This window comes from Rathayibacter sp. VKM Ac-2856, from assembly GCF_013205055.1.
Classification (GTDB): domain Bacteria; phylum Actinomycetota; class Actinomycetes; order Actinomycetales; family Microbacteriaceae; genus Rathayibacter.
In genome coordinates, this window is sequence record NZ_JABMLF010000002.1 from 698,424 (window position 1) to 716,244 (window position 17,821).

Below are 17,821 nucleotides of genomic sequence, written 5' to 3' on the forward strand. Positions count from 1 at the left end.
TTCTTTTTCTCCAGCCGGCTTTGCCCGTCTGGCCTGTCATCGTGAGGGGGTCACCCATGGGGCGCGGCCGTCAGAAGGCAAAGAACACCAAGATCGCTCGGGAGCTGAAGTCGTTCAGCCCAACGGTCGATTACAGTGCGCTCGAGCGCGAGCTCAGCCACCCGGACGAGCCGGACTACTCGAAGTGGATCGACGACGAGGACGAGGGCGACGACACCGACCTCGTCGAGGAGCAGCACCAGAAGCGTGCCTGACGCCTCCTCCGCCGCGGGGTCGCTCGAGTCGAGCGGACCCGCGGTTTCTGCTTTTCGGGAGGCGGTGTCTGCGGAGGCAGCAGTGCCTGCTGAGGCGACCGCTCCCGCGGAGGGCGGCGGCCGTGTCGAGCAGCTGTCGACCCGCGTCGCCTACGAGACCCCGTGGATCCGCGTCCGCGAGGACGAGGTCCGCTGGCCGGGCGGTGTCGAGGGCGTGTACTCGGTCGTCGAGCGCGCCGACTACGCACTGATCGTCCCGCGGGAGCGCGAGGGGTTCTGGCTGGTCGAGCAGTACCGCTACCCGATCGGCCGCCGCACCTGGGAGTTCCCGTCCGGCGGCTGGCCGCACGGCTCGCCCGGCGGCGACGCCGAGGCGCTCGCCCGCGCCGAGCTGCGCGAGGAGACCGGCCTGCGCGCCGGGCGGCTCCGCCCGCTCGGCCGGCTCAGCGAGGCGGACGGCTTCGTCGCGCAGTCGTTCGACGTCTTCCTCGCCGAGGACCTCGAGCACGGCGAGCCCGAGCGCGAGGAGACCGAGCAGGACATGCGCCAGCAGTGGTTCGCGGACGCCGAGGTCGCTGAGATGATCCGCTCCGGCGCGATCGTCGGCACCTCCGACGTGGCCGCGCTCGGGCTGTTCTGGCTCGACCGCGGGCTCGGCGGCGGGCGCGGCGGCGGGCTCGGCGGCGGGCGCGATCGCGGGCTGCAGCACGAAGGCGGCGCGTGAGCCCGTCCGCCGCCGCGGCGCGCGCAATGTCGGTCGTCACTGGCAGAATGCCGAGATGAGGTCCGCGCCCGCGCCGTCGCCCGTGTGGCACTCGGAGACGCGCGGCGGCGACCTCGACGAGGCGCGCGCCTTCTACTCGGCGGGCTACAACGGCTCGGGCTTCCGCGCCGAGCGCACGCGCGTCCCGTTCGCCTACCGCTACGCGGCGACCGGCCCCGGCCCCGTGAGCCTGCGCTCGGCCTCGTTCCTCGGCTCCGTCCGCGGCACCGTCGAGCCCTCCGGCGTCTACGTGGTGATCTGGCTCACCGCGGGCCGCGCGAGCCTCGACCTCGGTCGCGACGAGAACCGCCTCGCCGTCGGCCACCCGGCGATGTTCCCCTCCGGCCGCCCGTTCGGCTTCGAGACGAGCGAGTACCGCGACGCGCTCGTCCACTTCGACGCCGGCTTCCTCGAGCGCGCCGCCGCCGAGCGGCACGGCACCGAGCCGGGCCCCCTCCGCTTCGCGCCCCTCGCCCACGCGCCGGCCCCGTGGTGGGCGGCGGTGCGCGTCCTCCGCGACACCCTCGCCGGCTCGCCTGCGCCCTCGCCCCTCCAGCGGGAGACCGCGTCGCAGATCGCCGCCGCGGCGGTGCTGCAGGCCTTCGCCCACCGCATCGCGCCGCTCCCCGCGTCCTCGCCCTCGGTCAGCGCGCGGCGGCTGCGGCGCGCGGTCGAGTTCGTGCACGCGAACCCCGACCTCCCCCTCGGCGTCGCCGACATCGCCGAGGCGGCCGGGCTCACCGTGCGAGGCGTGCAGCTCGCGTTCCAGCGCGCCTACGCGATGACGCCGCGGCAGTACCTGCGCGGCGTCCGCCTCGACCGCGCCCACGACGAGCTGCTCGCCGGCGAGTCGCAGACCCTCGTCGTCGGCGACGTCGCCGCGCACTGGGGCTTCGTCAGCGGCGGCCGCTTCGCCCAGCACTACGCCCGCCGCTTCGGCGAGCTGCCGAGCGAGACGCTGCGGCGCTGAGCGGCACCGGGCCCCGACGCCGGCGGGCCCAGGGCGATTCCCCGCGCGGGCGCTCCGAGGCGTAGTGTCCGAGGACCACCCGCGGAACGCCCCGCGGGTCGCGTCGATGGAGCCGCGATGTTCGAACCCGAAGGATCCGCGCGCCCGGTCGCCCGGATCATGTCCGTGACCGCCGCACTGCTGATCGGCGCCGTGCTGGTCGGCGGCGCCGTGGGGGCCGCCGTCGCCGTGGCCCTCTACCTCCCGAGCGCCCTCGCGACCGGCGAGCTCGACGCCTCCGCGCTGGTCGGCTTCGGGATGCTGATGGGGGTCGCCTCCGGTGCCGGCCTGGGCGCGGTAGGTGGGATCGGCGCGGTCGCCGGCATGATCTCGGTCCGCGCGGTGAGCCGCCGCGACGGCGCCTTCGTCATCGGCACGAGCATCGGCGCCGCGTTCGGCGTGCTGGTCCTCGCCGCGAACCTCCTGGTCAGCCGCGACGCCGCCACCTGGATCACCGCACTCCTCGCCACCGCCGCCGCCTTCCTCCTCTGCGCCTGGGGCTCCTGGCTGCTGACCCGCCGCGAGCACTCCTGGGAGCGCGCCCACGCCTCGGAGCGCCGCCGCCCCACCGCCGTCCCCACCCACCTCCGGCACGCGGATCCGCCGCCGGCACGCTGAATCCACCCGATCCCGCGAGCCGAGGCCGACTTCACGAGCCGAACCTCTCACCGCCCTCACCTTCGGCACGCGAAAAGACCTCCGGCACGCCAAAACAGCCGGATTCCACGAGCCGAAGCCGAATCCGCGAGCCGAAGATCCCGACGCCCACCTCGGGCACGTGAAACCACCCCCGGCTCGCGGAATCGGCTGAATCACGCGAGCCGAGGACGGAACCACGAGCCGATCGCGCCGACGCCTCAGCTCCGGCACGCGAAACCGGCCTCGGCACGTCGAAACAGCCTGATTCCACGAGCCGAAGCCGACTTCACGAGCCGAACCTCTCACCGCCCTCACCTCCGGCACGCGAAAACACCTCCGGCACGCCGAAACAGCCGGATTCCACGAGCCCAGGCCGACTTCACGAGCCGAACCTCCCGACGACCCACCTCCGGCACGCAAAAGCACCTCCGGCACGCCGAAACAGCCGGATTCCACGAGCCGAGGCCGAGCTCACGAGCCGAAGCAGACTTCACGAGCCGAACCTCCGGACGACCCACGTTCGGCACGCGAAAACGGCTCCGGCACGTCGAAACAGCCGGATTCCACGAGCCGAAGCCGACTTCACGAGCCGAACCTCCCGACGGCCCACCTTCGGCACGCGAAAGAACCTCCGGCACGACGGAACAGCCGGATTCCGCGAGCCGGGGCGGGAATCGCGAGCCGGAGGTCGGCCGGCAGCGGCGCAGGACGATGCGCGCGCGGCGGGTCAGCCCGCGTACGACCCGACCAGGCGCACCGCGCCGCCGTCGACGCCCTTGGCGCCCTGCTCGAAGCCGTCGAACGAGCGCTCGCTCATCGACACGCGCCCCGCGACCCACGACGGCACGCCCGACGACTCCAGCGCCGCGATCACCGCGGGCGCCGAGTCGGCGTCGACGACGGCGAACATCCCGATTCCGAGGTTCCACGTACCCTCGGTGCTCTCGAGCGACGCCCCGGACATCGCGGCGAGCGCGCGGAACACGTCGGACGGGCTCCAGCTCGAGCGCTCGACCTCGACCCAGGACCCGCGGGGCAGCACGCGCGCGAGGTTCGCCGCGATCCCGCCGCCGGTCACGTGGCTGATCGAGTGCACGCCGGCGCCGAGAGCGTCGTCCTCGAGCACTCGGAGCAGCGGCGACGTGTAGAGGCGGGTCGGCTCGAGCAGCACCTCGCCCACCACTCCCCCGAGCTCGGCGGAGGTGTCGGTGAAGCGGATCCCCTTCTCGGCGAGGATGTGCCGGACGAGGGAGTACCCGTTGGAGTGCAGCCCGGAGGAGGCCATCGCGATCACCAGATCGCCGTCGCGCACGCGGTCGGCGCCGCGCACCGCGTCCGCCTCGACCGCGCCGACGGCGGCGCCGGCCACGTCGTAGTCGTCCGGTCCGAGCAGTCCGGGGTGCTCGGCGGTCTCGCCGCCGACCAGGGCGGTGCCCGTCGCCGAGCAGGCCCGGGCGATCCCCGCCACGATGTCGGCGATGCGGGTGGGGACGACCTTCCCGCACGCGATGTAGTCGGTCATGAAGAGCGGGCGGGCGCCGACCACGACGATGTCGTCGACGACCATGCCGACGAGGTCCTGGCCGATCGTGTCGTGCTTGTCGATCGCCTGCGCGATCGCGACCTTCGTGCCGACGCCGTCGGTCGAGGTCGCGAGCAGCGGCGCCCGGAAGTCCTTGAGGAACGAGACGTCGTAGAGACCGGCGAACCCGCCGACTCCCCCGAGCACGTTGCGGTCGTGGGTGGCGGACACCGCCGCCTTCATCAGCTCGACGGCGAGGTCGCCGGCCGCCGTGTCGACTCCCGCGCGGGCGTAGCTGCTCGTCTCGTTGCTCACGCGACGACCCTACCGAAGGGCCGCGCCGCGCAGACGCTGCGATGCGGGGCGCTCGGCGATCCCCCGGCAGGCCGAGGATCATCCGCACCCCCGTCAGGGGCTGATCTGACATCCCGGCGAGACGGATGGATGGTTGCGTTGTCATGATCGGCGCAGTCCCCTTCCGTCAGTGGACGGGCTTCGCGACCGACGCCCGCCCGCCGCAGCCCCCCGAGGAACCCGCGATGCCCGACTCCGCCGCTCCCGTCCCGCCCGCGAACCCGCTCCGCCGCCGCTCGATCGTGACGGCCGCCGCCTGGTCGGTCCCCACGGTCGCCGTCGTCGTGTCGGCACCGTCGGCCGCCGCCTCGACGCCGCCCGAGCCCGTCGGTCCGCCCGACCTGATCGACGTGACCGGCTTCGAGAGCGTCCGCTGCGACGTCGTCCCGGCCGGCACGGTCGTGTTCCGGGCCCTCGACGGGACGTCCCCCGCGGCGAAGGGCGGCGCGGTGGCGGTCACGCTCCCTCCCGGTCTGAGCTTCTCCGCCGGCGGGACCTCCGCCGTGGTCGTCGTCGGCGAGGAGGGCGTCGTCTCGGTGCCGGCGTTCACGGCGTCGGGCTCCGCCGGCTCCTACACGATCACGGCCGCGTACGGGACGGCGACCGCCGTCGCGCAGGGGACGGTGACGGCGAAGCCGGGACAGGTGGTGGAGCTCACCCGCTCCCCCGGCGACGGCAACCAGGCGCCGCGGTTCTCGGCCGCCGCCGTGCCCGGCCTCGTCGACGGCGTCCACGGCGCGATCTCCGGCGACGAGCTCGCCGGCAGCGCCGGTCGGAACGCGGCCGTGATCACGGCGGGCGGACAGGTGCACTACTGGGGCGCGAACGTCGGCGCCCCGGTCACCGCTCCCGGGACGCTGCTGTTCAGCGGAACCCCGGTGACGGGCATGGTGTTCGTGGACACCTGGACCTGCGCGCAGGCCGGCAACACCTCGACCGGTGGAATCGCCGCCGGGATCCGACCGGACGCCGTCTACCAGTGGGCGCGCACCGGCACCGGCGCGGGTCCGCTCACCGTGGTCGCCGCGACCGGGATCAGCGGCACCGTGCTCGCCGCCGAGTCGAACGACGGCTACAGCTACGTCCTCACGAGCAGCGGACTGCACTGGTGGGCGAACGCGACCTCGGGAGACCGCGTCACCGCGACGCTGATCGCGGGCACGGCCGGAGCGACGGCGATCAGCACCTGGAGCCACCGCCGCGCGAACGGCGAGCTCGTCTTCGGCGGCGGGGTCCTGCTCGCCGACGGCGGCGTGAGCCTCTGGAGTGGGAGCCACGCCCTCGCCCCGTCGGTCGGCGCGCCCGCGGACATCGTCGAGTTCCAGGCCGGCCAGGCCTCGACCTACGCCCTCACCGGATCCGGTGAGCTGTGGACGCAGGGCGTCGCCTTCGCCCCCTCGGCCGGCGGAACGTCCTGGACCCTGCGCGCGGCGGACGTCTCGACCAGCAACGCCTGGTCCTTCGAGGGGTACACCGGCGGCGTCTACGTCACCACGGCGGGCGCGGCCGTGCAGTTCATGGCCGCGCAGCCGGCCGGCGGCATCGTCTTCCGCACGGAGGCGAAGACGCTCGCCGCGGGCGTCTCACTGACCAAGGTGTTCAGCACCGACGGCACCTACTTCGCGCTCGCCTCGAACGCGACCGTGTACGCGTGGGGCGGCAACCTGGACAACGCCGGCCGCTCGCAGCCCGTCCTCGTCGCCGGCGTCACCGACACCACCGACCTCAACGCCTGGGGCTTCCACGGCCCGTCCTACGTCGGCGGCGGGTACGTCATCTCCTCGACCGGCTGCTGACGCCGTCGGATCCGCCCGCGCCACGGCGCCCGCGCGCCCCCGCCTCGGCGGATCCGCCGGGAGCGAACCGTTAGGGGATGCGTCCTCCGCGTGCCAGGATGGACCGTCAATCCCCCCTGCTATCCCCTTGGGAGCCCCTCCGGCATGTGCGGAATCGTTGGGATCGTGTCCTCCGGACCGGTCAACCAGTCCATCTACGACAGCCTCTCCCTCCTGCAGCACCGCGGCCAGGACTCGACCGGCATCGCGACCGCCGACGGCAGCACGCTGCACATCAAGAAGGCGGCGGGGCAGGTCCGCGAGGCGTTCCGTACCCGCGACATGCGCTCGCTGCTCGGCACCATGGGCCTCGGGCACGTGCGCTACGCGACGAAGGGCAACGCGGAGCGCGAGGAGGAGGCGCAGCCGTTCTACGTGAACGCGCCGTACGGCATCATCCTCATCCACAACGGCAACCTGACGAACACGCGCGAGCTCACCGAGGAGCTCTTCACCGTCGATCGGCGCCACCTCAACACCACCTCCGACACGGAGCTGCTGGTCAACGTGCTCGCGAACGAGCTGCAGGCCTCGATCTCCGGCCGCGACCTCGACGCCGACGAGGTGTTCGACGCGGTGTCCCGCGTGCACGAGCGCGTCGAGGGCTCGTACGCCACGATCGCGCTGATCGCCGGGCACGGCCTGCTCGCGTTCCGCGACCCGTTCGGCATCCGTCCGCTGATCGTCGGCCGCCGCTTCAATGTGAACGGGCCGGACGACTGGGTGGTCGCCTCCGAGTCCCTGGTGCTCGAGGCCCAGGGCTTCGAGATCGTGCGCGACGTCGCTCCCGGCGAGGCGATCTTCATCACCCCCGACGGTCGGATGACCAGCCGCCAGTGCGCGAAGAACCCGCGCCTCATCCCGTGCTCGTTCGAGTACGTCTACCTCGCCCGCCCGGACTCGATCCTCTCGGGCATCTCGGTCTACGAGGCCCGGCTGCGCCTCGGCGACCGCCTCGCCGACACCATCGCCCAGTACACGCCGGGCGGCGCGATCGACGTGGTCATGCCGATCCCGGACTCCTCGCGCCCCGCGGCGATGCAGGTCGCGCAGAAGCTCGGCATCCCGTACCGCGAGGGGTTCTACAAGAACCGCTACGTCGGCCGGACGTTCATCATGCCCGGGCAGGCGGTGCGCAAGAAGTCGGTGCGGCAGAAGCTGAACGCGATGTCGAGCGAGTTCAAGGGCAAGAACGTGCTGATCGTCGACGACTCGATCGTCCGCGGCACGACCTCCAAGGAGATCGTCGACATGGCCCGCACGGCCGGCGCGAACAGCGTCACCTTCGCCTCCGCGGCCCCGCCGGTGCGCTACCCGCACGTCTACGGCATCAACATGCCGTCACGGCAGGAGCTCGTCGCGCACAACCGCCGGATCCCCGAGATCTCGGAGGCGATCGGCGCCGACTACCTGATCTACCAGGAGGTCGCCGACATGAAGGCGGCGATCCTCGAGGGCTCGGACGTCACCGATCTCGAGACGAGCTGCTTCACCGGCGAGTACGTCACGGGCACCGTCACCCCGGAGTACCTCGACTGGGTGGAGCGCACCCAGCTGAGCTGACGCTGGGAGGGCGCGCATCCGGCAGGCACAGGCCCCGGGTGCGCGCAACGGGGTGCACGCGGAGCGGCGCAGCGGTCATGATCATGGGGCGCCGATCCGTGCGCCCGAGACGAGGAGTCCCTGTGATCTATCGACTGCTGCCCCTGATCCTGACGTTCGTCGCGGGTCGCCTGAGGAAGTCGCAGAAGGCCAAGCGCGCCACGCAGAACGCCGCGCGCTCGACGAGCCGCAGCCGCAAGCGCCGCTGAGCGCCCGCTCTCTAGCGCGTCGAGGCGTCCGGCTCCGCGCCGGGCGCCTCGCTGCCGTTCGGGGCGTCGGGAGTCTCGCCCACGGTGGACTCGCGGGCCACGGTGCGCTCGGCCGTGGCGCGCACGACGCGACGGCCGACGACGCGGTCGAGGACCACGACGACGAGGGCGGCGAGACCTCCGAAGATCGTCACGAAGAGCAGCAGGCTGAAGCCGAAGACCTGCGCCTGGCTGAAGCCGTCGGTCTCGGGCAGCGCGAAGGTGAGCACGAAGGCGACGATCGCGCCGAGTCCTGCGCCGAGCGCGAGGATGCGCCAGACCCGCGGCGAGCGGCGGACGTCGACCTCCTCGCGGGTGATCTCGACGTCGTCGGGGCGCGGCGAGGAGTCGAGCGGATCGGTCATGCCTCCATTCTCCCCTGTGCTCGCCCGGGTGCGGGCCGTGTGGAGAAGTGCGCGGAGATCGGGTAGCGGGGTGTCGATGCGGCGCTGCGACGTCGTGCTGCCGGGGTCTCGATACGCCGCTCCGCGGCTACTCGACCAGCATGGGGGCGCCGCTCCGCGGCTGCTCGATCGGCATGGCCGGCCGCTGCGCGGCTGCTTCAGCCGGAGGCGCGCCCGCCCCATGCTGATCGAGTAGCCGGCGCCGCCGGCGTATCGAGATCCGCCCACCGCAGAGACCTCCTGCTGCCGGGGTCTCGATACGCCGCTGCGCGGCTACTCGACCAGCATGGGGAGGGGCGCTTTCCTGTGGCCGAGCGGGAACCTGCGCACCACCATGCTGATCGAGTAGCCGGCGCCGCCGGCGTATCGAGATCCGCGGTCAGAGGGTGTGCAGGAGGCGGCCGGCCTGGGCGCGCAGCTCGCGGACGACGGTGCGGACGGAGAGGCGCTCGGCGCGGTCCGGGCGCATCAGCGCGACGATGTGGCGGACCGAGCTGACTCCGCGCAGGGGCTTCACGACGATGCCGGTCGTGCCGGCGGTGTAACGCGGGACCACCGCGATGCCGAGGCCCGCCGCGACGAAGGCCTCCGTCACGCGTGTCGACGCGAAGCGCTGCTCGACCCGCACCGGCTCGCCCGAGGTCGTCTCGATCTCCTGCATGATCCGCTCGAACGGGAAGCCGTCGGGCACGCCGATCCAGGTCTCGCCGACGAGGTCGCCCGCCGTCACCGTGGCGCGGTCGGCCAGCCGGTGCCCGAGCGGCAGAGCGATGTCGAGCGGCTCGACCATCAGCTCCGCCATCGCGAGCCCGTGCCCCGCCCAGGCGCTGCGGCCCGTGGGCGAGTGCGCGAGGACGATGTCGAAGTCGGCGGTGAGGTCGAGGAACTCGTCGGTGCCGGGGTCCGCGTCCTCGCAGTGCACCACGAGCCCCTCGACACTGCGCAGCGCGACGAGCGCCTCGGGCAGGAGCATCTGCCCGGCCGTCGGGAAGGTGGCGATCGTGACCTCGCCGATCGGGTTGTTCTTGAAGGTCTGCCAGACCGCGTCGGCGCGCTCGAGCGCGGTCGCGATCTCGGTGGCGCTGCGGGCCAGCTCGCGACCCGCCGCAGTGAGGACGACACCGCGCCCCGAGCGCTCGATCAGCGGCACTCCGGCCTCGCGCTCGAGGACCTTCAGCTGCTGCGACACCGCGGAGGGAGTGCGGTGCGTCGCCGCCGCCACGGCGGTGATCGAGCGCCGCATCGAGAGCTCCCTGAGCAGTTCCAGCCGGCGCAAGTCCATGTAGCAACGCTACACGTCAGGCCAAGAACAGTTCGATTGTCCTAAGGAACAGAAGGCCCGAGAGTGGACGTTGTACAGAGCATCCCGGCGGATGGATCGCCAAACCTGGCAGACACGTCGGAGCAACGAAAGGCAGAACACTCATGAGCATCGCACTCCTCGTCGTCCTCGGTGCCGTCGCCGCATGGGGCACGGTGTCGACGGTGCTCGTCGCCAGCCGCGACGGATACCGTCAGGTCCCCGTCCGCCACTGAGCCCCGCGCTCCGCGACAGCACCTCATCGCGTTCCGAACGCCGTCTCCCCTCGGGGAGGCGGCGTTCTCGCGTTCCCCCGGGGGTCGCGCATCCCTGGAGACGCGAGAAGGCCCCGCGGCGCGAACCGCGGGGCCTCTCCTGTGCGAGTGCTACTTCGCGGCGGTCCGGCGGCGCAGGCGCGCGACCGTCATGCCGAGGCCGAGCAGCAGGGCCGCGATGCCGGCCGCGAAGGCCGGGGTCGCGTCGACGCCGGTGGCGGCGAGGTGACCGGTCGAGCCGCCCGAGGCGCCCGGAACGACGGGAGCCGTCGTCGCGGGAGTCGTCGGGATGACCGTCTCGGTGGGCTCCGGAGTCGGGGCCGGAGTGGGCTCGGCGGCGACGGCCGCGACGGCGAAGTCGAGGCTGATCGTCGTGCCGGTGGCGTCGCCCAGGGCGAAGCTCGCGGTGTGCGTGCCTCCGGCGAGGCTCTCGCCGATCGGCACGGCCACCGAGGCGCGACCCGTGGAGTCGTCGGTCACGGCCCGGATCGGGTCGATCTCGGCGGTGGTGACGACCGCGTCGTCGACCGAGACGGTCACGACCGTGTCGGTGGGCGCTCCCGTGCTGAAGAGCAGCGACGAGAGGTCGACGGTCATGGTGTCGCCGACCGCGTACTCGCCCGACTCGGGCAGGTTGGCGGTGAGGCCGATGGAGCGCTGGACCGGGTCGGGGCTGACGGTGCCGAGGTCCTGGATGTAGGACACGAACGCGTCGAGGTCGATGCGGCCCGAGTCGGCCGTCCCGACGCCCTCGGTGAAGGTGCTGAAGCCGTCACCACCGGTCGAGAGGAAGTTGTTCGTCACGATCGTGAAGGTCGCGGCCGGGTCGATCGGCTCGTTCTCGAAGAAGACCTCCGAGATGTGCGAGCCGGTGGGCGCTGCCGGGTCGAAGACGTAGGTCAGCGCGGCCGAGGTCGCGAGCTTGAGCTGCGGGTGGCTCGAGCTGCCGACCCACTGCTCCTCGAGCAGGTCCTTGATCTGGGCGCCGGTGAGCTGGAGCGTCACGAGGGTGTTCGCGAACGGCTGCGCGTCGGAGGCCTCCGCGTAGGTGACCACGCCGTCGGCGTCGCCGGGGGTCTCGGCACTGGCCGCGAAGTCGAGGTCGTCGCGAAGGCCGCCCGCGTTGGTGAAGGCGATCTGGGTGCCGAGCTCGCGGGTGGCCCAGAGCTGCGCGTCGGCGACGAGGTTGCCCAGCGTCGACTCCGATCCGCGGTTCGTGGTGATGCCGTCCTCGCGGTAGGCGCGGGAGATGTCGTCGGTGATGGTGCCGACCTGGACGCTGCCCTCCTCGACGGCGACCGCGGCGGCCGCCTCGACGATCGCGGCGACCTCGGGGTCGGCCGGGAAGGCGCCCACGTCGATGGTGTCGGCCGGGTCGTCCGACTCGGGGTCGTCGGCGACGACGGTCAGCGGCACGACCTCGCTGGTGAGCGAGGTGAGCTGCTTGGTCTCCGGGTCGACGGTCAGGGCCATGTGGCCGATGTTCTCGGCGTAGCTGCCGGTCTGCGAGACGACGGTCGGGAAGGCCCGGCCGGCGTCGATCGTCGCGTCGTACTCCTGGTGGCTGTGGCCGGAGACGATCGCGTCGACGTTCGGGGCGACCGCGTTGACGATCGCGCCGAACTTGGGGTCCGCGGCGGGGGTGTTGGCCTCGGCGGCGTCGGCGTCGGCGCCCTCGTGCAGCAGGAGGACGACGACGTCCGCCTCGCCGTTGGCGACGTCGCCGTCCTGGAGCTCGGTCGCGACCTCGTTCACGTTCTCCACGATCGGCTCGATCGAGAGCGTCGAGATGCCGCCGGGGCTGACCAGCGTGCCGAGGTCCTCGGTGATCGCGCCGATGAAGGCGACCGAGACGCCGCCCTGGTCTGCGATGACGTAGGGGTCGTAGGCGCGCTCGCCGGTCGTCGTGTCGAAGAGGTTCGCGTTGACGTACGGGAAGTCGGACTCGTCGCTGACGCGGCCGTCGACATCGGCGCGGCCCTTGTCGAACTCGTGGTTGCCGAGGGTGCTGACGTCCAGGCCCATCTCGTTGAGGACGTCGAGGGTCGGCTGGTCGTCCTGCACCTTGGAGGTGAAGGTGGAGGCGCCGATGTTGTCGCCCGCGGAGACGAACAGGGTGTTCGGGTTGGCGGCGCGGTAGGAGTCGACCGCTCCGGCGAGCACCGCGGCGCCGGCGGTGGTGCCGTCGGCCTCGATCCGGCCGTGGAAGTCGTTGATCGAGAGGATGTCGATCGCGACGTCGCCCTCGGCGGCGCTCGCGGGGGCCGCTCCGAGGAGGGCCGCTCCGGCGACCGCGCTGACGGCGGTCACGGAGAGGATTCGGTTCAGGCCGCGACGGCCCGGGGTATCGCTTCGCATCTGTGGGAGGTCTCCAAGCATCGAGCGGCGATTCGGAGAGAACTCCTGCCGCAGTGGGGGAACTTTCCCAGACAACCCGACAGCGGCCTGCCCGTCAAACGTCGATCGGGGCGGCGCGGGCGCGTTTACGAGATGTTAATGCGCGGGTCGGGAGCGCGGGCGGGCCTCTCTGCGGCCGGAGCGTCAGCGCAGCCGGAGCAGCGGCAGGAACGGGGAGAGGTCGGCGCGGACGCCCGAGGCGTGGATCCGGCCGCTGGCGAGGCCGTCCGTCCAGGGGAGGGTGCCGGTCGCGAGCGGCAGCCAGGTGGCGGCGTCCATCTCGATCACGTTCGGCGGGGTGCCGCGGGTGTGGCCCGGGCCCTCGACGCACTGCGCCGCTCCGAACGGCGGCACGCGGACCTCGACGCTCCGGCCCGGCACCCGCGTCTCGATGATCTGCAGCAGGAACCGCACGGCGGTCGCGGTCGTGTTCCGGTCGGCTCCGCCGGCGAGCGCCGCCCGCACCGCGTCCTGCCCGGTCGCCTCGTCGATCTTCCCCTTGGCCATGCTGCCCAGTCTGCCGTGCCCCCCGGTCCCCGCCCGCGCTCCGCGGCGCCGCGAGATGCCACTTGTGAGCGCGACACGCCGCAGAAAGTGTGCACAAGTGGCATCTCGCGGAGGGAGGAGGGGCCGCATCGCGGAGGGAGGAGGGGCCGCGGGAGGGGGCAGCGCGGGGCGGGCCTATCCTGTCAGGGTGAAGATCCTCGTCCTCGGCTCGGGTGCCCGTGAGCACGCCATCATCACCGCTCTGCTCGCGGAGGAGGAGGCGCACGAGATCATCGCCGCCCCCGGCAACGCGGGGATCGCGCGCGACGTCGAGGTCATCCACTTCGACACCAACAGCCCGCGGCTGGTCAGCGACTTCGCCGTCGAGCAGGGCATCGAGCTCGTCGTCATCGGCCCGGAGGCCCCGCTCGTCGCGGGCGTGGCCGACGCCCTGCGCCGCCGCCGCATCCCCACCTTCGGCCCCGACCGGGCCGCCGCCGCCCTCGAGGGCTCGAAGACCTTCGCGAAGCGCGTGATGGACATGGCCCGCGTCCCCACCGGCCGGGCGACCCGCGTCTCGACCCTCGTCGACGCGACGCGCGTCATCGACGAGTTCGGCGCCCCCTACGTCGTCAAGGCCGACGGCCTCGCGGCCGGCAAGGGTGTCCTCGTGACGGAGTCGCGCACCGCCGCGATCGCGCACGCGGAGTTCTGGCTGCAGTCCGGCGACGTGCTGATCGAGGAGTTCCTGGCCGGCCAGGAGGTCTCGCTCTTCCTCCTCTCCGACGGCCACGACGTCGTCCCCCTCTCCCCCGCCCAGGACTTCAAGCGCCTGGCCGACGGCGACGAGGGCCCGAACACCGGCGGCATGGGCGCCTACTCCCCCCTCCCCTGGCTCGCGGACCGCTGGGAGAGCGAGCGCGCCTTCGTCGACGAGGTCATCGACACCGTCGCCATCCCGACCATCCGCCAGCTCGAGCGCGAGCGCACCCCGTTCGTCGGGCTCCTCTACTGCGGTCTCATCGTCACCGAGGCCGGAATCCGCGTGATCGAGTTCAACGCCCGCTTCGGCGACCCCGAGACGCAGGTCGTGCTGCCGCGCCTGGTCTCGCCGCTCTCGGCGCTGCTGCTCGCGGCGGCGACCGGTGCGCTCGCCTCCGTGCCGTGGCCGGCCTTCTCCGAGGAGGTCGCCGTCACCGTCGTGCTCGCGAGCGAGGGCTACCCGGAGAACGCGGCCACCGGGCGCGTGCTCGGCGGCCTGGAAGCGGCGGCCGAGGTCCCCGGCGTCACGATCGCGCACGCCGCGACCCAGCTGGTCGACGGCCGCTTCGTCGCGACCGGCGGCCGCGTGCTGAACGTCGTCGCCCGCGGCGCCGACTTCGCCGAAGCCCGCGAGCGCGCCTACCGCGCCCTCGACCTCATCACGCTCGACGGCGGGCAGTACCGCCGCGACATCGCGCTGCGCGTCGCCGGGCGCTGAGGCGCCGGACCTTCAGCCCGGGAAGCGGTGGCGGTAGCGGACGCTCTCGTCCGCGAACGCCTCGGCGTCCGCGGCCGGGTGGAGGAACGGGTGCAGCTCGATCGCGCCGCGGGGGAACCCGCGCAGCCACGCCGAGATCTCCGGAGTGACCGCGCGCACCGCGGCTCGGATCACGGGCAGGCCGTCCTCGTCCGTGCCGTCCAGGAGGGCGGCGACCTGCCACTCCGCTCTCCTCCTGATCAGGTCCGCTCACGCTCGATCGAGGTCGGCGCGGCTCCACGGCGAGGCGACGAGCGTCAGCGCGGAGCCGTGCACGCGCTCCAGTCGCACTCGGACCGACTCGGGATCGGCGGCCGAGACGATCACCCGCCACCGCCCGTCCTCCGCTCGGAGGTACCTGCGGCTGTCGATCTCGCCGCTCGCGAGCATCTCGGCCTCCTGCTGAACGGAAAGAGCGTCGGGGTCCGGGCGCTCCTCGGAGGACCTCTCCGACGAGCGGACGGACGGCGATCGGTCGAAGACGTCCTCCACGCGACGGCGCCGCAGGGCCGCGACCCGGAGATCGGAGCCCGAGAGCGAGCCGAGGATCGCGATCAGCCCGGCTCCGGCTTCGAGGGGCCGACCGACGAGTCGCACCCCGTGCTGACGGATCGTCGAGGGGCTCCGGTGCGCAGACGCCGATCCCTCGAGATGCGACGTCCGCGGAACGAGCCAGGATTCGCCGTCCAGGTCGACCAGCACGCCGATCGCCGAGAACCGATCTTCCCTCGTCGTCACCGATCGACCCCGCTCCACTCGTCCGGAGGCGCACGATCGCGCCGATCCGCTACCGGCGATGCTCTCGTGCCCGGGCGACGACGTCACGCGTCATCGCCCGACGTCGCTCCCGCGGCGCGGGATCGAGCGCACTCGCGCCGCCGGTGGTCGGACCGTCCTCGCGACCGCCTCTCGGCGCGCAGGTTCCGCCCTTCGTTCACGGCGAACGCGGAGGAGGACCTGTGCGGCCGACGCGCGGAGCCTCACGCGGTGGTGCGGAGGGGCGTGCGGCGGGTCGCCGCCCACCAGAGCAGGGCGTAGCCGAGGACGGCGGCGCTGCCGACGGCCATGACGGTGCGCGGCTCGAGGAGCAGGATGCCGAGGGAGACCAGCGCCTGGCTGAGGGCGATCGCGAGCATCGCGACCATGGCGTCGACCGCGAAGACGCGGCCGCGGAGCTCGTGCGCCGTGATCGCCTGCAGGCCGTAGCCGCTGAGGCTCGCGTTCATGCTGCCGCCGACGTGGGCGAGCAGGACGAGGGCGATCGCGAGGACCACCGAGGTGCTGACCGACACGAGCGCGTAGCCGACGCCGAAGAGGACGACGGCGGCGAGGATCCCGGCCCGCAGATCATCGGTGCGCTCGGCCGCGAGGCGCGCGACGCGGGGGCCGATCACGGCGCCGACGCCGCGCGCGGCGAAGAGGAGGCTCGCGGCGACCGCGGGCTCGGCCGCCGTGCTCAGCGCGAGCGCCGGGAACAGCGCGATGGCGCCGTTGCCGAGATGACTGCCGGGCTTGGCCAGCAGCAGCGCCGGGACCCGCCGGTCGGCGCGGCAGACGGCGGCGACCGCGCGGACGTCACTGACGAAGCGGGCGAGTCCTCCGCGCCGGCCCGCGTCGGTCGCCGTCCCGCGCGCGGCAGGCAGTCCGAGGAGGAGGAGCGCGGAGACCGCGTAGGCGGCGACGGTGACGGCGAAGCAGAGGAACGGCGAGACGAGGGCGGAGGCGATGCCGCCGAGGGAGGCGCCGAGCGCGAGCATCACTCCCCAGACCGAGCTCAGCCCGGTGCTCGCGACGAGCAGGCTCTCCCGCGGCACGATCTGCGGGACGATCGCGTTCACTGCGGGGGTGAAGAACGCCTTGCCGACCGCGAGCAGCCCGAAGGTGAGCACCGCGAGCCACGCGGTCCCCGCCGACTGCAGCAGGAAGAGGGGCGCCACGGCGAGCGCCGAGCCCGCCTGCGCCGCGACCAGCACGGTGCGGCGGGAGACGCGGTCCACGAGACCGCCGGCCCAGAGCGAGAGCAGGGCGATGACCGCCGTCTCGACCGCGAGCAGGAGGGCGCCGAGGGCGCCGTCGCCGGTGAGGCTCTGGAGGAGGACGATCAGCGGGATCATCGTGAACCAGTCGCCGCCCTGGCTGACGATCTGGGCGAGGAAGACGCGGCGGTAGTCCGGGTTCGCCCGGAGGATCCGCGCGACGCTCTCCCGCGGCGCGGTCATCGCGGCGGGGTCCGGCCGGTCGGGTCGTGCCCGGGCGCGGCGCTGCGGATCGCCGCGAGGTCGCCCCGCCGCAGCCGGGCGACCATCAGGGCGTCCTCCTCCGAGACGCCGTCGAGCATCCCGGCGGGGAGGAGGTCGAGGAAGTCGCACGCCCGCGCCACGGCGACCCCGATCGCGTCGCCCGTCGTGCGCTGCACGGCGTTCGCGACGACGCGCATGTCGCCGTGGACGATGTCGAGGGCGAGCACCTGCAGCAGCTCGGGGGCGAGGCGCTGGAGGACGAGGGCGGTCTCGATCGCCATCGTCATCCGGGCCGCCGCGTTCGAGGGCTCGTGCAGGCGCTGCGTGATCGACTGCGGGCCGGACTCCCGCACCCGCCAGTGGTAGACGACCTCCGAGACGACGTCGACCGACGCGGCGCGCAGGTGCGCCTCGATCATCACCGGGCCGTCCTCGTACTCGCTCAGCTCGAAGCCCAGACCGGAGCGGTCCCAGAACGAGCGCCGGAAGACCTTGTTCCACGACATGCGGTCGAGGATCAGCGCGGGATCACGGGTGATGTGCGTGCGGTGCCGGGTCGCGCCGAAGACGTCGCGGTAGCGCGGGTGCGCCCAGACCCGGCCGGAGTCGAAGCGCCGCACGTCACCGGAGGCGAAGTCGGAGCCGCTCGCCTCGAGGGCGCCGAGGAGGTGGTCGTAGGCGCCGGGCGGCACGCGGTCGTCCGCGTCGCAGAAGGCGAGGAACTCGCCCTGCGCGACGGCCGTCCCCGCGTTCCGGGTGGCGCTCAGACCGCGGTGCTCCCGGCTGAGGACGGTGATGCGCGGGTGCGCCGCCGCGAAGGCGCGAGCCAGTGCGAGGGTGCCGTCGGTCGAGCCGTCGTCGACGACGATCACCTCGTGCACCTCGTCCCGGTCGGCCAGGGAGGTGAGGCACTCGAGGAGGTGGTCCTCGACGTCGAAGGCCGGGACGACGATGCTCAGCGTCTGCTGCATGGG

Annotated in this window: 17 protein-coding genes; 8 read left to right on the plus strand and 9 right to left on the minus strand. The window is 73.0% G+C overall.

Going from position 1 to position 17,821, the window contains the following annotated elements; genetic code table 11:
* Positions 1-56: 56 nt before the first annotated feature.
* The 4 genes from HQQ82_RS10115 (at position 57) to HQQ82_RS10130 (ending at position 2,644) form a co-directional block, all read left to right on the plus strand.
* Positions 57-254 carry a DUF3073 domain-containing protein gene (locus HQQ82_RS10115; RefSeq protein WP_123448069.1) on the plus strand — a complete coding sequence of 66 codons (198 nt, stop codon included), beginning with the start codon at positions 57-59 and terminating at the stop codon, positions 252-254.
* An 82-nt stretch (positions 255-336) separates the two neighbouring features.
* On the plus strand, positions 337-978 hold the full coding sequence (locus HQQ82_RS10120; RefSeq protein ID WP_173232877.1) for an NUDIX hydrolase: 642 nt from the start codon (positions 337-339) through the stop codon (positions 976-978).
* A 55-nt stretch (positions 979-1,033) separates the two neighbouring features.
* The gene (locus HQQ82_RS10125) at positions 1,034-1,987 is read left to right on the plus strand and encodes a helix-turn-helix transcriptional regulator (protein WP_173232878.1); all 954 of its coding nucleotides are present in this window, start codon (positions 1,034-1,036) and stop codon (positions 1,985-1,987) included.
* 117 nt (positions 1,988-2,104) lie between these two features.
* Positions 2,105-2,644 carry a hypothetical protein gene (locus HQQ82_RS10130; RefSeq protein WP_173232879.1) on the plus strand — a complete coding sequence of 180 codons (540 nt, stop codon included), beginning with the start codon at positions 2,105-2,107 and terminating at the stop codon, positions 2,642-2,644.
* A gap of 748 nt (positions 2,645-3,392) precedes the next feature.
* Here HQQ82_RS10130 and purM read toward each other — a convergent pair.
* Positions 3,393-4,502, minus strand: coding sequence for a phosphoribosylformylglycinamidine cyclo-ligase (gene purM, locus HQQ82_RS10135; protein ID WP_173232880.1), 1,110 nt, complete (start codon positions 4,500-4,502; stop codon positions 3,393-3,395).
* Positions 4,503-4,726: 224 nt separating this feature from the next.
* On the opposite strand from purM, the gene HQQ82_RS10140 reads away from it, so the two are divergent.
* The 3 genes from HQQ82_RS10140 (at position 4,727) to HQQ82_RS20355 (ending at position 8,187) form a co-directional block, all read left to right on the plus strand.
* Positions 4,727-6,337, plus strand: coding sequence for a hypothetical protein (locus tag HQQ82_RS10140; RefSeq protein ID WP_173232881.1), 1,611 nt, complete (start codon positions 4,727-4,729; stop codon positions 6,335-6,337).
* Between the two features lie 144 nt (positions 6,338-6,481).
* A complete protein-coding gene (purF, locus tag HQQ82_RS10145; RefSeq protein WP_173232882.1) occupies positions 6,482-7,939 on the plus strand; it encodes an amidophosphoribosyltransferase in 1,458 nt (485 codons plus the stop codon).
* A 122-nt stretch (positions 7,940-8,061) separates the two neighbouring features.
* A complete protein-coding gene (locus tag HQQ82_RS20355) occupies positions 8,062-8,187 on the plus strand; it encodes a hypothetical protein (RefSeq protein ID WP_301952437.1) in 126 nt (41 codons plus the stop codon).
* 11 nt (positions 8,188-8,198) lie between these two features.
* On the opposite strand, the gene HQQ82_RS10150 is transcribed toward HQQ82_RS20355, so the two are convergent.
* The 4 genes from HQQ82_RS10150 to HQQ82_RS10165 form a co-directional block, all read right to left on the minus strand.
* Entirely contained in the window at positions 8,199-8,591 is a 393-nt protein-coding gene (locus HQQ82_RS10150) for a hypothetical protein (RefSeq protein ID WP_173232883.1), read from the minus strand.
* A 418-nt stretch (positions 8,592-9,009) separates the two neighbouring features.
* Complete coding sequence (locus HQQ82_RS10155) at positions 9,010-9,912, minus strand: LysR family transcriptional regulator (protein ID WP_173232884.1); 903 nt, start codon at positions 9,910-9,912, stop codon at positions 9,010-9,012.
* A gap of 404 nt (positions 9,913-10,316) precedes the next feature.
* Complete coding sequence (locus tag HQQ82_RS10160) at positions 10,317-12,515, minus strand: bifunctional UDP-sugar hydrolase/5'-nucleotidase (protein WP_367947903.1); 2,199 nt, start codon at positions 12,513-12,515, stop codon at positions 10,317-10,319.
* Positions 12,516-12,746: 231 nt separating this feature from the next.
* Positions 12,747-13,109 (minus strand): sterol carrier family protein, encoded by a 363-nt coding sequence (locus tag HQQ82_RS10165; RefSeq protein ID WP_173232886.1) that lies wholly within the window; start codon positions 13,107-13,109, stop codon positions 12,747-12,749.
* A 187-nt stretch (positions 13,110-13,296) separates the two neighbouring features.
* Between HQQ82_RS10165 and purD the strand changes: the two genes are divergently transcribed.
* Positions 13,297-14,568: a phosphoribosylamine--glycine ligase gene (purD, locus tag HQQ82_RS10170; RefSeq protein ID WP_173232887.1), complete on the plus strand. Its 1,272-nt coding sequence runs from the start codon at positions 13,297-13,299 to the stop codon at positions 14,566-14,568.
* Between the two features lie 12 nt (positions 14,569-14,580).
* On the opposite strand, the gene HQQ82_RS10175 is transcribed toward purD, so the two are convergent.
* The 4 genes from HQQ82_RS10175 to HQQ82_RS10190 all read right to left on the minus strand — a co-directional run bounded on the left by HQQ82_RS10175 (position 14,581) and on the right by HQQ82_RS10190 (position 17,818).
* Positions 14,581-14,742, minus strand: coding sequence for a hypothetical protein (locus HQQ82_RS10175; RefSeq protein WP_173232888.1), 162 nt, complete (start codon positions 14,740-14,742; stop codon positions 14,581-14,583).
* 75 nt (positions 14,743-14,817) lie between these two features.
* Positions 14,818-15,204, minus strand: a complete 387-nt coding sequence (locus HQQ82_RS10180; protein ID WP_173232889.1) for a hypothetical protein — start codon at positions 15,202-15,204, stop codon at positions 14,818-14,820.
* Between the two features lie 383 nt (positions 15,205-15,587).
* Positions 15,588-16,826 (minus strand): MFS transporter, encoded by a 1,239-nt coding sequence (locus HQQ82_RS10185; protein WP_173232890.1) that lies wholly within the window; start codon positions 16,824-16,826, stop codon positions 15,588-15,590.
* Positions 16,823-17,818 (minus strand): glycosyltransferase family 2 protein, encoded by a 996-nt coding sequence (locus HQQ82_RS10190; RefSeq protein WP_173232891.1) that lies wholly within the window; start codon positions 17,816-17,818, stop codon positions 16,823-16,825. The genes HQQ82_RS10185 and HQQ82_RS10190 overlap by 4 nt, the downstream gene beginning before the upstream one ends.
* Positions 17,819-17,821: the final 3 nt, after the last annotated feature.

Excerpts from the sequence above, each read along its gene's own strand:
- HQQ82_RS10115 (WP_123448069.1), top strand. The coding sequence starts at position 57 with ATGGGGCGCGGCCGTCAGAAGGCAAAGAACACCAAGATCGCTCGGGAG.
- HQQ82_RS10125 (WP_173232878.1), top strand. The coding sequence starts at position 1,034 with ATGAGGTCCGCGCCCGCGCCGTCGCCCGTGTGGCACTCGGAGACGCGC.
- HQQ82_RS10130 (WP_173232879.1), top strand. The coding sequence starts at position 2,105 with ATGTTCGAACCCGAAGGATCCGCGCGCCCGGTCGCCCGGATCATGTCC.
- HQQ82_RS10140 (WP_173232881.1), top strand. The coding sequence starts at position 4,727 with ATGCCCGACTCCGCCGCTCCCGTCCCGCCCGCGAACCCGCTCCGCCGC.
- purF (WP_173232882.1), top strand. The coding sequence starts at position 6,482 with ATGTGCGGAATCGTTGGGATCGTGTCCTCCGGACCGGTCAACCAGTCC.
- HQQ82_RS10150 (WP_173232883.1), bottom strand. The coding sequence starts at position 8,591 with ATGACCGATCCGCTCGACTCCTCGCCGCGCCCCGACGACGTCGAGATC.
- HQQ82_RS10155 (WP_173232884.1), bottom strand. The coding sequence starts at position 9,912 with ATGGACTTGCGCCGGCTGGAACTGCTCAGGGAGCTCTCGATGCGGCGC.
- HQQ82_RS10165 (WP_173232886.1), bottom strand. The coding sequence starts at position 13,109 with ATGGCCAAGGGGAAGATCGACGAGGCGACCGGGCAGGACGCGGTGCGG.
- HQQ82_RS10185 (WP_173232890.1), bottom strand. The coding sequence starts at position 16,826 with ATGACCGCGCCGCGGGAGAGCGTCGCGCGGATCCTCCGGGCGAACCCG.
- HQQ82_RS10190 (WP_173232891.1), bottom strand. The coding sequence starts at position 17,818 with ATGCAGCAGACGCTGAGCATCGTCGTCCCGGCCTTCGACGTCGAGGAC.